Origin of the sequence: Pseudomonas sp. F8002 (assembly GCF_013385495.1) — a bacterium.
Classification (GTDB): Bacteria; Pseudomonadota; Gammaproteobacteria; order Pseudomonadales; family Pseudomonadaceae; genus Aquipseudomonas.
Genome location: NZ_JACAPW010000047.1, coordinates 83,158 through 96,526 on the forward strand (window position 1 = coordinate 83,158; position 13,369 = coordinate 96,526).

The 13,369-nt window shown below is 60.9% G+C and carries 14 protein-coding genes; 10 read left to right on the forward strand and 4 right to left on the reverse strand.

The window, feature by feature from the left end:
* Positions 1 to 56: 56 nt before the first annotated feature.
* Positions 57 to 953 carry a LysR substrate-binding domain-containing protein gene (locus tag HX811_RS30300; protein WP_003219287.1) on the reverse strand — a complete coding sequence of 299 codons (897 nt, stop codon included), beginning with the start codon at positions 951 to 953 and terminating at the stop codon, positions 57 to 59.
* A gap of 109 nt (positions 954 to 1,062) precedes the next feature.
* Between HX811_RS30300 and HX811_RS30305 the strand changes: the two genes are divergently transcribed.
* The 8 genes from HX811_RS30305 to rpoS all read left to right on the forward strand — a co-directional run bounded on the left by HX811_RS30305 (position 1,063) and on the right by rpoS (position 8,183).
* Entirely contained in the window at positions 1,063 to 2,175 is a 1,113-nt protein-coding gene (locus HX811_RS30305) for an S-(hydroxymethyl)glutathione dehydrogenase/class III alcohol dehydrogenase (RefSeq protein WP_003219285.1), read from the forward strand.
* 8 nt (positions 2,176 to 2,183) lie between these two features.
* Positions 2,184 to 3,029 carry an S-formylglutathione hydrolase gene (gene fghA, locus HX811_RS30310; protein ID WP_003219284.1) on the forward strand — a complete coding sequence of 282 codons (846 nt, stop codon included), beginning with the start codon at positions 2,184 to 2,186 and terminating at the stop codon, positions 3,027 to 3,029.
* A 54-nt stretch (positions 3,030 to 3,083) separates the two neighbouring features.
* Complete coding sequence (ispF, locus tag HX811_RS30315) at positions 3,084 to 3,557, forward strand: 2-C-methyl-D-erythritol 2,4-cyclodiphosphate synthase (RefSeq protein WP_003219282.1); 474 nt, start codon at positions 3,084 to 3,086, stop codon at positions 3,555 to 3,557.
* Positions 3,554 to 4,612, forward strand: a complete 1,059-nt coding sequence (gene truD / locus HX811_RS30320) for a tRNA pseudouridine(13) synthase TruD (protein WP_177048624.1) — start codon at positions 3,554 to 3,556, stop codon at positions 4,610 to 4,612. The genes ispF and truD overlap by 4 nt, the downstream gene beginning before the upstream one ends.
* A complete protein-coding gene (surE, locus tag HX811_RS30325) occupies positions 4,600 to 5,349 on the forward strand; it encodes a 5'/3'-nucleotidase SurE (RefSeq protein WP_003219278.1) in 750 nt (249 codons plus the stop codon). Before truD ends, surE begins: the two co-directional genes overlap by 13 nt.
* A gap of 41 nt (positions 5,350 to 5,390) precedes the next feature.
* Positions 5,391 to 6,026, forward strand: a complete 636-nt coding sequence (locus HX811_RS30330) for a protein-L-isoaspartate(D-aspartate) O-methyltransferase (protein ID WP_010176736.1) — start codon at positions 5,391 to 5,393, stop codon at positions 6,024 to 6,026.
* A 210-nt stretch (positions 6,027 to 6,236) separates the two neighbouring features.
* A complete protein-coding gene (locus HX811_RS30335) occupies positions 6,237 to 7,073 on the forward strand; it encodes a peptidoglycan DD-metalloendopeptidase family protein (RefSeq protein WP_032898924.1) in 837 nt (278 codons plus the stop codon).
* A gap of 105 nt (positions 7,074 to 7,178) precedes the next feature.
* Positions 7,179 to 8,183 carry an RNA polymerase sigma factor RpoS gene (rpoS, locus tag HX811_RS30340; RefSeq protein ID WP_003219274.1) on the forward strand — a complete coding sequence of 335 codons (1,005 nt, stop codon included), beginning with the start codon at positions 7,179 to 7,181 and terminating at the stop codon, positions 8,181 to 8,183.
* 334 nt (positions 8,184 to 8,517) lie between these two features.
* Here the strand turns inward: rpoS and HX811_RS30345 are convergent, their stop codons facing one another.
* The gene (locus tag HX811_RS30345) at positions 8,518 to 8,727 is read right to left on the reverse strand and encodes a cold-shock protein (RefSeq protein WP_002554837.1); all 210 of its coding nucleotides are present in this window, start codon (positions 8,725 to 8,727) and stop codon (positions 8,518 to 8,520) included.
* 378 nt (positions 8,728 to 9,105) lie between these two features.
* Here HX811_RS30345 and dcd point away from each other — a divergent pair, with 378 nt between their 5' ends.
* Entirely contained in the window at positions 9,106 to 9,672 is a 567-nt protein-coding gene (gene dcd, locus HX811_RS30350) for a dCTP deaminase (RefSeq protein ID WP_003219273.1), read from the forward strand.
* A 107-nt stretch (positions 9,673 to 9,779) separates the two neighbouring features.
* Entirely contained in the window at positions 9,780 to 9,983 is a 204-nt protein-coding gene (locus tag HX811_RS30355; RefSeq protein WP_003219272.1) for a hypothetical protein, read from the forward strand.
* Between the two features lie 31 nt (positions 9,984 to 10,014).
* Here the strand turns inward: HX811_RS30355 and pdeM are convergent, their stop codons facing one another.
* Together pdeM and HX811_RS30365 are read right to left on the reverse strand one after the other, a co-directional pair.
* Entirely contained in the window at positions 10,015 to 10,671 is a 657-nt protein-coding gene (gene pdeM, locus HX811_RS30360) for a ligase-associated DNA damage response endonuclease PdeM (RefSeq protein WP_003219271.1), read from the reverse strand.
* A complete protein-coding gene (locus HX811_RS30365) occupies positions 10,671 to 13,148 on the reverse strand; it encodes a ligase-associated DNA damage response DEXH box helicase (RefSeq protein ID WP_177048626.1) in 2,478 nt (825 codons plus the stop codon). Before HX811_RS30365 ends, pdeM begins: the two co-directional genes overlap by 1 nt.
* Positions 13,149 to 13,369 lie beyond the last annotated feature (221 nt).

Here is a 13,369-nt window from a genome sequence, read left to right on the forward strand (position 1 = left end):
TTACGCAGTAAAAAAGCTATTTACCGGCACTCAGGCGCTGCATGGGCGGTAGCTGTCTATCGCAGGTAGACGGGATGGTTGCCCAGGCCCTCCTTGAGAAAGTCCACCAGTTTTCGCACCTTGGGCGAAAGGTGGCGTTGTTGCGGGTACAGCGCCCAAACCGCGGTGTTGGGCGGTTGATGGGCTTCGAGTAACGACACCAGTGCGCCGCTGTGCAAATGCTCCAGCACGTAATAGTCCGGCAACTGGCAAAGACCGACACCTTGCAGGGCCGCATCCAGCACCGCTTGCCCGCTGTTGCAGCGCCAGTTTCCCTGTACCCGCTGGGAAAATTCGCGCCCGTCCTGGGCCAGTTGCCAAATATCCGAGCTGCCGATAAGGCAGTTATGCCGGCTTAACTCCGACAAGCTATGTGGCCGCCCGTACCTGGCCAGGTAGGACGGTGACGCGCACAGGTACATACGCCGCGGCGCGAGGCGGCTTGCAACCATGCGCGAATCCGCCAGGCGCCCGAGGCGAATCGCCAGGTCCAGGCCTTCGTGCACCAGGTCCAGCTGGCGGTTGGTCAATTCCACGTCCACGCGCAATTGCGGATAAAGCGCCATGAACCGCGTCACCAGCGGCACGATAAAACGCTCGCCGTAAGCCACTGCGCAGGTCATGCGCAACATTCCCTTGGGCTCGCTGGCCAGGTCGCCCACGGCGCGCAAGGCTTCTTCGCGACCGTCCTGCAATCGCTGGCAATGTTGCAGGAAGGTCTGGCCGGCTTCGGTCAGTGTCACCTTGCGCGTGCTGCGATACAGCAAGCGTGTTTGCAGGCGCTCTTCCAGTCGCGCGACCTGGCGGCTGATATGGGACGACGACACGCCCAGGCGCTCGGCGGCCGCGGTGAATTGGCTGCATTCGGCCACGGCGACGAACTCGTCGATGCCCTCCCAGCGGTTTTCCAGCATGCTGATTGTCCCTGTACGGCAATAATGTTTTGCTTTTGTCTGGATTATTAATCAGATGAGCATGTTTTACACTGCCGGCCTTACGTTTTTAACCCGATGGAGAAACCGGATGATCAAGTCCCGCGCGGCCGTAGCCTTCGAAGCCAAGAAACCCCTCGAGATCGTTGAAGTGGATGTGGCCATGCCCAAGGCGGGCGAGGTGCTGTTGCGGGTGGTGGCGTCCGGTGTGTGCCATACCGATGCCTACACCCTGTCGGGCGCGGACCCGGAAGGCATTTTCCCGTCGATCCTCGGCCACGAAGGCGGCGCCGTGGTTGAAGCCATCGGCGAAGGCGTGACCTCGGTGGCGGTGGGCGACCACGTGATCCCGCTGTACACCCCGGAATGCGGCAAGTGCAAATTCTGCCTGTCGGGCAAGACCAACCTCTGCCAGGCGATTCGCGCCACCCAGGGCAAAGGCCTGATGCCAGATGGCACCTCGCGCTTTTCCTACAAGGGCCAGCCGATTTTCCACTACATGGGCACTTCGACCTTCTCCGAATACACCGTGCTGCCGGAAATCTCCGTAGCGAAGATTCCCAAAGAAGCGCCGCTGGAAAAAGTCTGCCTGCTGGGCTGTGGTGTCACCACCGGTATCGGTGCAGTGATCAACACCGCCAAGGTCAAGCCAGGCGACACCGTGGCCATCTTCGGCCTGGGCGGCATCGGCCTGTCGGCGGTGATCGGTGCGGTGAAAGCCAAGGCCGGCCGCATCATTGCCATCGACATCAACCCGGCCAAGTTTGAAATCGCCAGGCAGCTGGGTGCCACCGACTGCATCAACCCGAAAGACTACGACCGCCCGATCCAGGACGTGATCGTCGATTTGACCGACGGCGGCGTCGACTTTTCCTTCGAGTGCATCGGCAATGTCCAGCTGATGCGTGCGGCCCTTGAGTGCTGCCACAAAGGTTGGGGCGAGTCGGTGATCATCGGCGTGGCCGGCGCCGGCCAGGAAATTGCTACCCGTCCGTTCCAACTGGTCACCGGCCGCGTCTGGCGCGGTTCGGCGTTCGGCGGCGTGCGCGGTCGCAGCGAGTTGCCAAGCTATGTGGAAATGGCCCAGACCGGTGAAATCCCGCTGGATACGTTCATCACCCACACCATGGGCCTGGAAGATATCAACAAGGCGTTTGACCTGATGCATGAAGGCAAGAGCATCCGCACCGTCATTCACTTCTGAGGTCGGCCATGAGTCTGGAAAACCTGTCGTGCCAGAAAAGCTTCGGCGGCTGGCATAAACGCTACAAGCATCATTCCGACGTGCTGGGTTGCGACATGACCTTCGCCGTGTACCTGCCGCCGCAAGCGGAGCAGGGCGGCAAATTGCCGGTGCTGTACTGGCTATCGGGCCTGACCTGCACCGATGAGAACTTCATGCAGAAGGCCGGCGCGCAACGCATGGCAGCCGAGCTGGGGTTGATCATTGTTGCGCCGGACACCAGCCCGCGCGGCCCCGGTGTGCCGGGTGATCCGGACAACGCCTGGGACTTTGGCCTGGGCGCCGGTTTCTACCTGAACGCCACCCAGGAGCCCTGGGCCCAGCACTATCGGATGCATGACTACGTGGTGCAGGAGTTGCCGGCATTGGTCGAGGCGCATTTCCCGGCGTCGGCCAAACGCGGGATCAGCGGCCACTCCATGGGCGGCCACGGCGCGCTGGTGTGTGCCTTGCGCAACCCGGGGCGTTATCAGTCGGTTTCGGCGTTCTCGCCGATCAACAACCCGATGGATTGCCCGTGGGGCCAGAAGGCATTCTCCCGCTACCTCGGCGAAGAGCGCTCGAAATGGCGCGAATGGGATGCCTGCGTGTTGATCAGCGAAGCCTCGGAAAAGCTGCCATTGCTGGTGGACCAGGGCGACCGCGACGATTTCCTCGCGGTGCAGCTCAAGCCTGAAGCGTTGCAACAAGCGGCCAGGGCGGCGAACCATCCGCTGGAGCTGCGCCTGCAACCGGGCTATGACCACAGCTACTTCTTTATCGCCAGCTTCATCGAAGACCATTTACGCCATCACGCGCGCGCTTTGCTCGGTTAATGTGAGGCAAAAGTAGGTAGAATCACGCCCTGAATTAAATCGGGGCGTTTTTTTATGCGTATTGGCCACGGCTATGATGTGCACCGTTTCGCCGAAGGCGATTTCATCACCCTGGGCGGCGTGCGGATCGCGCACCACCACGGGTTGCTGGCTCATTCCGACGGCGACGTGGTGCTGCATGCCTTGAGCGATGCCTTGCTCGGCGCAGCCGCGTTGGGCGACATCGGCAAGCACTTTCCGGACACCGACCCGACCTTCAAGGGCGCGGACAGCCGTGTGCTGTTGCGTCACGTGGTCGGCTTGATCCATGCCAAGGGCTGGAAGGTCGGCAACGTCGACAACACCATCGTCGCCCAGGCGCCCAAGATGGCCCCGCATATCGAAACGATGCGCGCGCTGATTGCCGCGGATCTTCAAGTTGAGTTGGATCAAGTGAACGTAAAAGCCACCACCACCGAAAAGCTCGGGTTTACCGGTCGCGAAGAGGGCATTGCCGTGCACTCCGTTGCCTTGTTGCTGCGCGCATGAATGATCTGCAACTGCTGGGCCCGCGTGCCTATGGCGAGGCCCTGGGCAGCGCTGTTCTGAAGGCCACCGCTGAAGATTTCCAGGTGGATGAAGTGCTGGATATCCCGCTGACCGGCGAGGGTGAACACCTGTGGTTGTGGGTGGAAAAGCGTGGCCTGAATACCGAAGAAGCGGCGCGGCGGATTGCCAAGGCGGCGGGCGTGCCGTTGCGTACCGTCAGCTACGCCGGGCTCAAGGACCGCCATGCGCTGACCCGCCAGTGGTTCAGCGTGCAGTTGCCGGGCAAGGCGGACCCGGACCTGAGCGCGGCTGAAAACGACACCCTGAAGATCCTCAAGACCGGCCGTCACAAGCGCAAGCTGCAGCGCGGCGCGCATTCGGCCAACGGCTTTACCTTGCGCCTGACCCAGTTTGCCGGGGATGCGGCGGCCATCGACGCCCGCCTGCAACTGATCGCCAGGCAAGGCATTCCCAACTATTTCGGCGCCCAGCGTTTCGGCCATAACGGCGGCAACGTCGTCGATGCCCGTGACTGGGCGGCGCGCAAGGCCTTGCCGGAGCAGCGCAATGTGCGTTCGCGCCTGCTCTCGACGGCCCGCAGCTTCCTGTTCAATAAAGTGCTGGCGGCGCGGGTGGCCGACGGTTCCTGGCAGCGCGCCCAGGTCGGTGACTTGCTGGCGTTTACCGACAGCCGCAGCTTTTTCCCGGCGGGGGAGGCTGAATGCAGCGACCCGCGCCTGGCAATCCTCGACCTGCATCCCACCGGCCCGCAGTGGGGCGAAGGTGATTCGCCGGCGGCGGGGGCAACCTTTGCGCTGGAACAGGCGATTGCCGACGGTGAAGCCGAACTGCGGGATTGGCTGGTGAATGCCGGCATGAGCCAGGAACGTCGCATTCTTCGACTGCCCATTGGCGGGTTGACGTGGCATTATCCCGAACCTGACATTCTGCAATTGGAATTCGTCCTGCCGGCTGGATGCTTCGCCACTGTCTTGGTGCGCGAGCTTGTAGATCTGGTGCCGGTGGGGCAGACGGACAGCCCATGCGTATTCTGATATCTAACGACGACGGGGTCACTGCACCCGGCCTTGCCGCGCTTCATGCTGCGCTGGCGGATTACGCCGAGTGCGTGGTGGTTGCCCCGGACCAGGACAAAAGCGGCGCCAGCAGCTCGCTGACGCTCGACCGTCCGTTGCATACACAGACGTTGCCCAACGGCTTTATCAGCGTGAATGGCACGCCGACCGACTGCGTGCACCTGGCGATCAACAGCCTGCTGGACCGCGAGCCGGACCTGGTGGTTTCCGGGATCAACCTGGGCGCCAACCTGGGTGACGACGTGCTGTATTCCGGTACGGTGGCGGCAGCCCTTGAAGGGCGCTTCCTCGGTCGGACCTCGTTCGCTTTTTCGTTTGCGTCCCGTCAATTGGACAACCTGGCGACTGCGGCCTATTTCGCCCGCAAGCTGGTGGAGGCCCATGACACCCTGGTCCTGCCGCCGCGCACGGTGCTCAACGTCAATATTCCCAATCTGCCCCTGGACCACATTCGCGGTATCCAGCTGACCCGCCTCGGCCACCGTGCCCGTGCGGCAGCGCCGCTGAAGGTGGTCGACCCGCGTGGCAGGGAAGGGTACTGGATTGCCGCTGCCGGCGATGCCGAGGACGGTGGCGAGGGCACGGACTTTCATGCGGTGATGCAAGGTTATGTCTCGATTACCCCGTTGCAACTCGATCGCACCTTCAGTGATGCCTTCAGTAGCCTCGATGGCTGGCTGGAGGGGCTGCGCTGATGGCTCGTGAACAAGACGACCTGCTGCGCCGGGGCATCGGGATGACCTCCCAGCGCACCCGCGAGCGATTGATCCAGCGCCTGTATGAAGAAGGGCTGTCCAATGCCCAGGTGCTGGAAGTCATCCGGCGTACCCCGCGGCATCTGTTTGTCGATGAAGCCCTGGCGCACCGCGCCTATGAAGACACAGCCTTGCCCATCGGCCACAACCAGACCATCTCCCAGCCCTATATGGTGGCGCGGATGAGTGAGTTGCTGCTGGCGGCGGGCCCGCTGGACAAGGTGCTGGAAATCGGCACCGGCTCCGGCTACCAGACGGCCGTGTTGTCGCAGCTGGTGGAGCGGGTGTTTTCCGTGGAGCGCATCAAGGTGTTGCAAGACCGGGCCAAGGAACGCCTGGTGGAGTTGAACCTGCGCAACGTGGTGTTCCGTTGGGGCGATGGCTGGGAAGGCTGGCCGGCACTGGCGCCATACAACGGCATTATCGTCACCGCGGTGGCGACCGACGTGCCCCAGGCCTTGCTCGATCAACTGGCTCCCGGCGGGCGCCTGGTGATTCCGGTGGGCTCCGGCGAAGTGCAACAATTAATGTTGATCATTCGCGAGGAAGAGGGCTTTTCCCGGCATGTGCTCGGCGCCGTGCGTTTTGTCCCGCTGCTCAACGGTCCGCTGGCCTGATCAATTATTCCTGCGTACTGAATTCTATTGCCGGGTATGTGTCTTACAGCGGGGTCTGTTGAGTCCACATCATCAGCCGTCGGAGTTAAACATGATGAAATTTTCTTTAGAGTCGTGTTTCCAGTAAAAACCCAACGGCCAGTTATACTTGCGTCATATTTCAAGCCTGATACAGGCGTTCATAGTCAGCCACCACAAAGGGAGCGGCGGGTGAGTCTCACGGTCATTGCACAGCGTATGAGTCAAACAAGCTTTCAGCGACTGGTGATTGGCCTTGTCTTGAGTTCCTTGCTGGCGGCTTGTTCAAGCACGCCATCCGGTGGTGCGCGGGTGGTCGACCGCAATAATGCGGTACCGCAGAAACCTACCGTTACCACTGGCCAATACGTCGTGCGCAAGGGCGATACGATGTTCTCGATCGCCTTTCGTTATGGCTGGGATTACAAGGCGCTCGCCGCCCGTAACAACATCCCTGTGCCGTACACGATACATCCAGGTCAGACCATTCGTTTCGATGGACGAACCGGTTCAACACCGACCGCGGTTGTCACAAACACGGCTTCTTCGCCGTCGTCTTCGAGCAAGACCACCATCATCACCCGGCCTGCAGGCACCGCCGCGCCTAGCGTTGCGAGCAAGCCGGCACCTGCGCCGATGCCGCCGGCGGGGCCTGCACCGACCGGCTGGGGATGGCCCTCAAATGGCATCCTTATTGGAAAATTCTCTTCAAACGGTAGTTTGAATAAAGGCATTGATATCGCCGGGGATTTGGGACAGCCTGTTTTAGCTGCGTCTGATGGGACAGTGGTATACGCCGGGAGTGGTTTACGGGGCTACGGCGAGCTGGTCATCATCAAACACAGCGATACCTACGTCAGTGCCTACGGTCACAACCGCAGGCTGTTGGTTCGGGAGGGGCAGCAGGTCAAAGTCGGACAGACAATTGCCGAAATGGGGTCAACTGGTACAGACCGGGTGAAACTGCACTTTGAGATTCGCCGCCAAGGGAAGCCTGTTGATCCGCTGCAATTCCTTCCCCGTCGTTGATGTGTTGCACAGCCTGTTCCTCACGTAGTAGGAACAGGCTCCAGCGTTGCCAAGGATAAAGGCGTCGCTTGAGCTTGAGGTCGAACTCACCAAAGGACTATAACAATGGCTCTCAGTAAAGAAGCGCCGGAGTTTGACATCGACGATGAGGTTCTCCTTATGGAGACTGTCATCGATACGGAATCGATGTCGAATGAGGGACCTGCTGTACCTTCAGTTCGCACCAAATCCAAGAACTCCACCGCGTTAAAGCAACACAAGTACATTGATTACACACGGGCGCTCGACGCGACTCAGTTGTACCTCAATGAAATCGGCTTTTCCCCTCTGCTCACTCCCGAAGAAGAAGTCCATTTTGCGCGCTTGTCGCAAAAGGGCGATCCGGCTGGGCGCAAGCGCATGATTGAAAGCAACCTGCGACTGGTGGTGAAAATCGCCCGGCGCTACGTCAATCGTGGGCTGTCCCTGTTGGACTTGATCGAGGAAGGCAATCTCGGCCTGATCCGGGCGGTGGAAAAGTTCGACCCTGAGCGGGGCTTCCGCTTTTCGACCTACGCCACCTGGTGGATTCGTCAGACCATCGAACGGGCGATCATGAATCAGACCCGTACGATCCGGTTGCCGATCCATGTGGTCAAGGAGCTCAACGTCTACCTGCGGGCGGCGCGTGAGCTGACACAGAAACTCGATCATGAACCTTCGCCTGAAGAAATCGCCAACCTGCTGGAAAAACCGGTGGGAGAGGTCAAGCGCATGCTCGGTCTCAATGAGCGGGTGTCTTCCGTCGATGTCTCGCTGGGTCCGGATTCGGATAAAACCCTGCTGGACACCCTGACCGATGATCGTCCTACGGACCCATGTGAGTTGCTGCAGGACGACGATCTGTCGCAAAGCATCGACCAGTGGCTTTCGGAGCTGACGGACAAACAGCGTGAGGTGGTGATTCGCCGCTTCGGGCTGCGCGGCCACGAAAGCAGCACCCTGGAAGATGTTGGCCTGGAGATTGGCTTGACCCGTGAGCGGGTGCGGCAGATCCAGGTCGAGGGCCTCAAGCGCTTGCGCGAGATCCTCGAGAAGAATGGCTTATCGAGTGAGTCGTTGTTTCAATAAGTGACGCAGGATGAAATGTGGGAGCGGGCTTGCTCGCGAATACGGTGTTTCAGTCAGCCTATCTGGCGACTGATTCACCGCTTTCGCGAGCAAGCCCGCTCCCACATTTTTTTGTGCATGGAATTACATCGTGTGATTGGCAAATCCCGAGCGCAAAAAAAGCCCCTCTTTGCTCGTTCCCACGCTCTGCGTGGGAATGCAGCCCAGGACGCTCCGCGTCCCAAGGCGTGACGCAGAGCGTCACAAGAGGCATTCCCACGCAGAGCGTAGGAACGAGCGGGCACAAAAAAGCCCCGCTTTTGAGGGCGGGGCTTTTCGACTAAATCAGTACAAGTTAGATAACTTGAACTTCTTCAGCTTGCATGCCTTTCTGACCGCGGGTAGCGATGAAAGAAACCTGTTGGCCTTCTTTCAGGCTTTTGAAGCCGTCGGATTGGATAGCTTTGAAGTGAACGAACAGGTCGTCACCGGATTGTGGAGTGATGAAGCCGAAGCCTTTTTCATCGTTGAACCACTTAACGGTACCAGTTTGGCGATTAGACATGGTGTATCTCCTTGGACAAAGTTAACTGCGACTCAGGAAAAGCCCTGGCCGAGACTGAGTGCAAAGAGCAGGAAAAATTCTTGGAGATGGTTGGATCGAAATTCAACATATCGTGTAGAGATTCTCAGTGACACAAGCAGCACAGTGGCGCCACCTTAACCCTTTTTCCGGAACGTGCCAATGGTATTTCCGAAGGTTTCTCTATTTTCGTGACTGGCGGCACCCTGATACCGCACCAACACCCCACAATTGAAGGTGCGCCCCGCCCAGCAGGGGCTGCGCGGCGCCAAGAAAAACAGCCGCCCCTTTGAACCACGGGGCCAGCCCCGGTAAGATGCCCAACAGAATTTTTTCACCTCGCTATTCAGGACACCCGCCATGAGCATCAAATCGGACAAGTGGATTCGCCGCATGGCGCAAGAGCACGGCATGATCGAGCCCTTCGTGGAGCGCCAGATGCGTGGCGAAGGCGCTGAGCGGCTGATCTCGTTCGGGGTTTCCAGCTACGGCTACGACGTACGCTGCGCCGATGAGTTCAAGGTGTTCACCAACATCAACTCGGCAACCGTCGATCCGAAAAACTTCGACGAAAAAAGCTTCGTCGACGTCAAGAGCGACGTCTGCATCATCCCGCCAAACTCCTTTGCCCTGGCGCGCACCGTCGAATTCTTCCGTATCCCGCGTAATGTCCTGACTATCTGCCTGGGCAAAAGCACCTACGCGCGCTGCGGCATCATCGTCAACGTGACGCCGCTGGAGCCGGAATGGGAAGGGCACGTCACCCTGGAGTTCTCCAACACCACCACCTTGCCGGCAAAAATCTACGCCAACGAAGGCGTGGCGCAGATGCTGTTCTTCGAATCCGACGAAGAGTGCGAAGTGTCCTATAAGGACCGTGGCGGCAAGTATCAGGGCCAGCGCGGCGTCACTCTCCCACGCACTTGATCGAATCGTCTTACAGGCTTAGGGAATTTGTCAGCGGGCATGCACTCTATTGGGTGTACTGCCCCGACGCGTGCACAACGCGCCGGGCCACGCTTGAGGAGTCCCCTATGAAGCTCGATCCGCGAATCAGCGCCGAACTCGCCCGGCTTGAACCCAACCAGATTGGTGTGATGGCCTGGTCCTTGATGGCCGATCCCGCCGCAGGCGGCATTCCCGGCCAGCCAGGTCCCGATGATCCCTGGCCCAACCAGCCTGAAGAGCCTGGCGAACCCACTCTCCCTGACGAACCGCCTCCCGCCCCTGTGGCCTGATTTCCTGCACGTGTCGCCAATGGTCAGTTGCTCAACGCACTGGCCATACTTCCTGGTCTCCGATCACGAAGATCCGGCTGCCTTCTTCCTGCGTCACTGAATAACCCCCGGTAAAAGCGCCGAACGCCGGTAGCAGGCTGACTTGGTTGCCGATCAGGAAGCACGGCAGGCGCAAGCTTTGCCGGCCCTTGCCCCGCAGGCGATACACCGGATGCACGTGCCCGGCCAGCACATGGTGGCTGGCATGGGCGTCGGGCTCGTGCTGCAAGGCAAACGGGCCCATCAGCAAGGGTTCGGTCACCACCTCAATATTCAGATCGCCAGGCGGGTCGCCGGCGCGTTTGTCGTGGTTGCCGCGAATCAGCGTGAGCGCCACGCCTGCATGACGCTCACGCCAGGCTCTCAGGGCGTTCAGGGTGCCGCTGGCGTGAGAGCCGGGCCCGTGGAGAAAGTCGCCGAGAAAGATCACCTGCGCGCCGGGGAAAGCCGCCAACAATCGGTCCAGGCGCTGCAGGTTGGCCGTCGTCGTGCCCTGTGGCACTGGCTGGCCCAGGCTGCGATAGGCCGACGCCTTGCCAAAATGCGCGTCGGCGATCAGCAGGCACTTTCTCGCAGGCCAGTACACCGCCTTGTCCGCCAGCAACCACAGCGCTTCTTCCGCCAGATGTATCGGGTAATGAGCGGGCATCAGGGCTTCCCGTTATCGGCGACTTTTTCCAGATCCTTGACCATCCGCGCAATCCGCTCCGAGAGTTTTTCCGAGCTCAGGCTTTCCCGAAAACGTTCCACCAGCAGCGGAAAGGCCAACGGCGTAGGCCGTTTGATGCGATGCAGGTCCAGTTTCAACCCAGACAGGTGGCGCAAGGTCTCTTCCAGGCGACGAATATCCAGCTCATCCCGCAGGACTTCTTCCCCGGCCTGGGTCAGCAGCAGGTTCTGCGGGTCATATTGCTTGAACACTTCAAAGAACAACCCGCTGGAAGCCTGGACCTGACGCGTACTTTTCGGCGCGCCCGGATAGCCTGCGAACACCAGCCCGGCGATCCGCGCGATCTCGCGAAAACGTCGCAGGGCCAGCTCACCGGCATTCAGGCTGGCTACCACGTCATCCAGCAGATGATCCGCGCTCAGCAGTTCGCCGCCCAATAACTCAGGCCAATCCACTTCGGTGGCACTCAGCAGTTCCAGCCCATAGTCATTGACCGCAATCGAGAACGTCACCGCCTGCCGCCGGCTGACGCGCCAGGCCAGCAGGCTCGCCAGCCCCAGATGCACCTGGCGCCCGGCAAACGGATACAGGAACAGATGCCAGCCTTCCCGGGACTTGAGGGCCTCGGCCAGCAAGTGATCGCGGGTCGGCAGTCCGGACCAGCGCAGTTGGGTTTCCAGCAAGGGTTGCACCGCTTGCATCTCCGGGCCGAGATAGTGACCGTGGGCAGCCGCATCAAAGCGCTCGACCACCGCCTGGGCCAGCTCGTTGGAAAGAGGCATGCGCCCGCCGTTCCAGCGTGGCACGGCAGCCTTTTTCGCGGTGCTGCGCTTCACATAAGCCGTCATGTTTTCCACCCGTACCAACTCCAGCAAGCGGCCGGCGAACAGGAAACCATCCCCTGGCTTCAGTCGTGCAATAAAGCCTTCCTCGACACTGCCCAGGGTCTTGCCACCGCCGCCTTTGCTCCAGAATTTCAGCTGGATGCTGGCGTCGCTGACGATCGTACCCACGCTCATGCGATGGCGCCGCGCCAGGCGTGCGTCGGGGACGCGCCAGATGCCGTGTTCGTCCGGCTCGACCCGGCGGTAATCCGGGTAGGCCGTCAGTGACAGGCCACCATGGCGCACGAAACCCAGGGCCCAGGCCCAATCTGCTGCGCTCAGGTCACGATAGGCCCACGCGGTGCGCACCTCCGCCAGCAGCTCATCCGGCACAAAGCCGCCGCCCAGCGCCATGCTCACCAGATGCTGCACCAGCACATCCAACGGCTTGTGAGGCGACTGGCGCGCTTCTATGCGCCGTTCAGCGATGGCGTCCTGCGCGGCAGCGGCTTCCACCATTTCCAGGCTGTGGGTTGGCACCAGCGTGACCCGCGACGGCCGGCCCGGTGCGTGGCCGGAGCGCCCTGCGCGCTGCATCAGCCGGGCTACGCCCTTGGCGGAGCCAATCTGCAGTACCCGTTCCACCGGCAGGAAATCTACCCCCAGGTCCAGGCTCGACGTACACACCACGGCCTTCAGTTGCCCCTCCTTCAGGGCTCGCTCCACCCAGTCCCGGGTTTCCCGGGACAGCGAGCCGTGGTGCAGGGCAATCACTCCGGCCCAGTCGGGGCGCGCGTCGAGCAGGGCCTGGTACCAGATTTCCGATTGTGCCCGTGTGTTGGTAAACACTAGGCAACTGCTGCTGGCATCGACTTCGGCCACCACTTGCGGGAGCATTTTCAGGCCGATATGGCCGGCCCACGGAAAGCGCTCGATAACCGGTGGCAACAGGGTGTCCACTCGCAACTGTTTGGTGGTTTGGCCTTGGACGTTGATCCCGCCGCCTTGTGGGATCAACACCTCCAACGCGTGGGCCTGATTACCCAGGGTTGCGGAAATGCCCCACACAATCAGATCGGGGTGCCATTGCCGCAGGCGGGCGAGGGCCAGTTGCAATTGCACGCCGCGTTTGTTGCCGATCAGTTCGTGCCATTCGTCCACTACCACCATGCGCAGGTGCGACAGGCTGGGCTGGCTGTCGGCGCGGGCGAGCATCAGCGTGAGGCTTTCCGGGGTGGTGATCAGGGTGGTGGGCAGACGGCGGGTTTGGCGGGCGCGTTCGCTGCTGCTGGTGTCGCCGGTGCGCAGGCCGACGGTCCAGGGGATTTTCAGTGATTCGAGCGGGGCCTCAAGGGCGCGGGCGGTGTCGGCGGCCAGGGCGCGCATTGGGGTGATCCACAGGACGGCCAGCGGTTCGGCGGGGGCTTTGCGTTTGCGGGGTGTGGTTTCGGTGATGGCGAAGCGGTTGAGGGCGGCGAACCACAGGGCGTAGGTTTTCCCGGCGCCGGTGCTGGCGTGGAGCAGTCCCGACTGGCCTTCCTTGACTGCGTGCCATACGTTTTTTTGGAAGGCGAACGGTTTCCAGCCCTTGGCGGTGAACCAGTCTTTGGCGAAGTTGGGGGATTTGGCCATGCTTGGGGCTCTGGGGGGGTAATTCAGAGACCTGTGGGGTGGGGGAAAGGTTTAACTGCGATTTTTTTGGGGGCGGGGTGTATATCCGTTATTTAGGTAACGGCTGCCTATGGTTCCGCTCTTACAGCGGGTCACTTTTTTACAAACGCCTAAAAAAGTAACCAAAAAACGCTTTGCCCCACCACTCGGTGCCTCGCCTAGGCTCGGCATGCCCGCACTCC

Coding starts and splice junctions, on each gene's coding strand:
- HX811_RS30300 (WP_003219287.1), bottom strand. CDS start 953: ATGCTGGAAAACCGCTGGGAGGGCATCGACGAGTTCGTCGCCGTGGCC.
- HX811_RS30305 (WP_003219285.1), top strand. CDS start 1,063: ATGATCAAGTCCCGCGCGGCCGTAGCCTTCGAAGCCAAGAAACCCCTC.
- fghA (WP_003219284.1), top strand. CDS start 2,184: ATGAGTCTGGAAAACCTGTCGTGCCAGAAAAGCTTCGGCGGCTGGCAT.
- ispF (WP_003219282.1), top strand. CDS start 3,084: ATGCGTATTGGCCACGGCTATGATGTGCACCGTTTCGCCGAAGGCGAT.
- truD (WP_177048624.1), top strand. CDS start 3,554: ATGAATGATCTGCAACTGCTGGGCCCGCGTGCCTATGGCGAGGCCCTG.
- surE (WP_003219278.1), top strand. CDS start 4,600: ATGCGTATTCTGATATCTAACGACGACGGGGTCACTGCACCCGGCCTT.
- HX811_RS30330 (WP_010176736.1), top strand. CDS start 5,391: ATGACCTCCCAGCGCACCCGCGAGCGATTGATCCAGCGCCTGTATGAA.
- rpoS (WP_003219274.1), top strand. CDS start 7,179: ATGGCTCTCAGTAAAGAAGCGCCGGAGTTTGACATCGACGATGAGGTT.
- HX811_RS30345 (WP_002554837.1), bottom strand. CDS start 8,727: ATGTCTAATCGCCAAACTGGTACCGTTAAGTGGTTCAACGATGAAAAA.
- dcd (WP_003219273.1), top strand. CDS start 9,106: ATGAGCATCAAATCGGACAAGTGGATTCGCCGCATGGCGCAAGAGCAC.
- HX811_RS30355 (WP_003219272.1), top strand. CDS start 9,780: ATGAAGCTCGATCCGCGAATCAGCGCCGAACTCGCCCGGCTTGAACCC.
- pdeM (WP_003219271.1), bottom strand. CDS start 10,671: ATGCCCGCTCATTACCCGATACATCTGGCGGAAGAAGCGCTGTGGTTG.
- HX811_RS30365 (WP_177048626.1), bottom strand. CDS start 13,148: ATGGCCAAATCCCCCAACTTCGCCAAAGACTGGTTCACCGCCAAGGGC.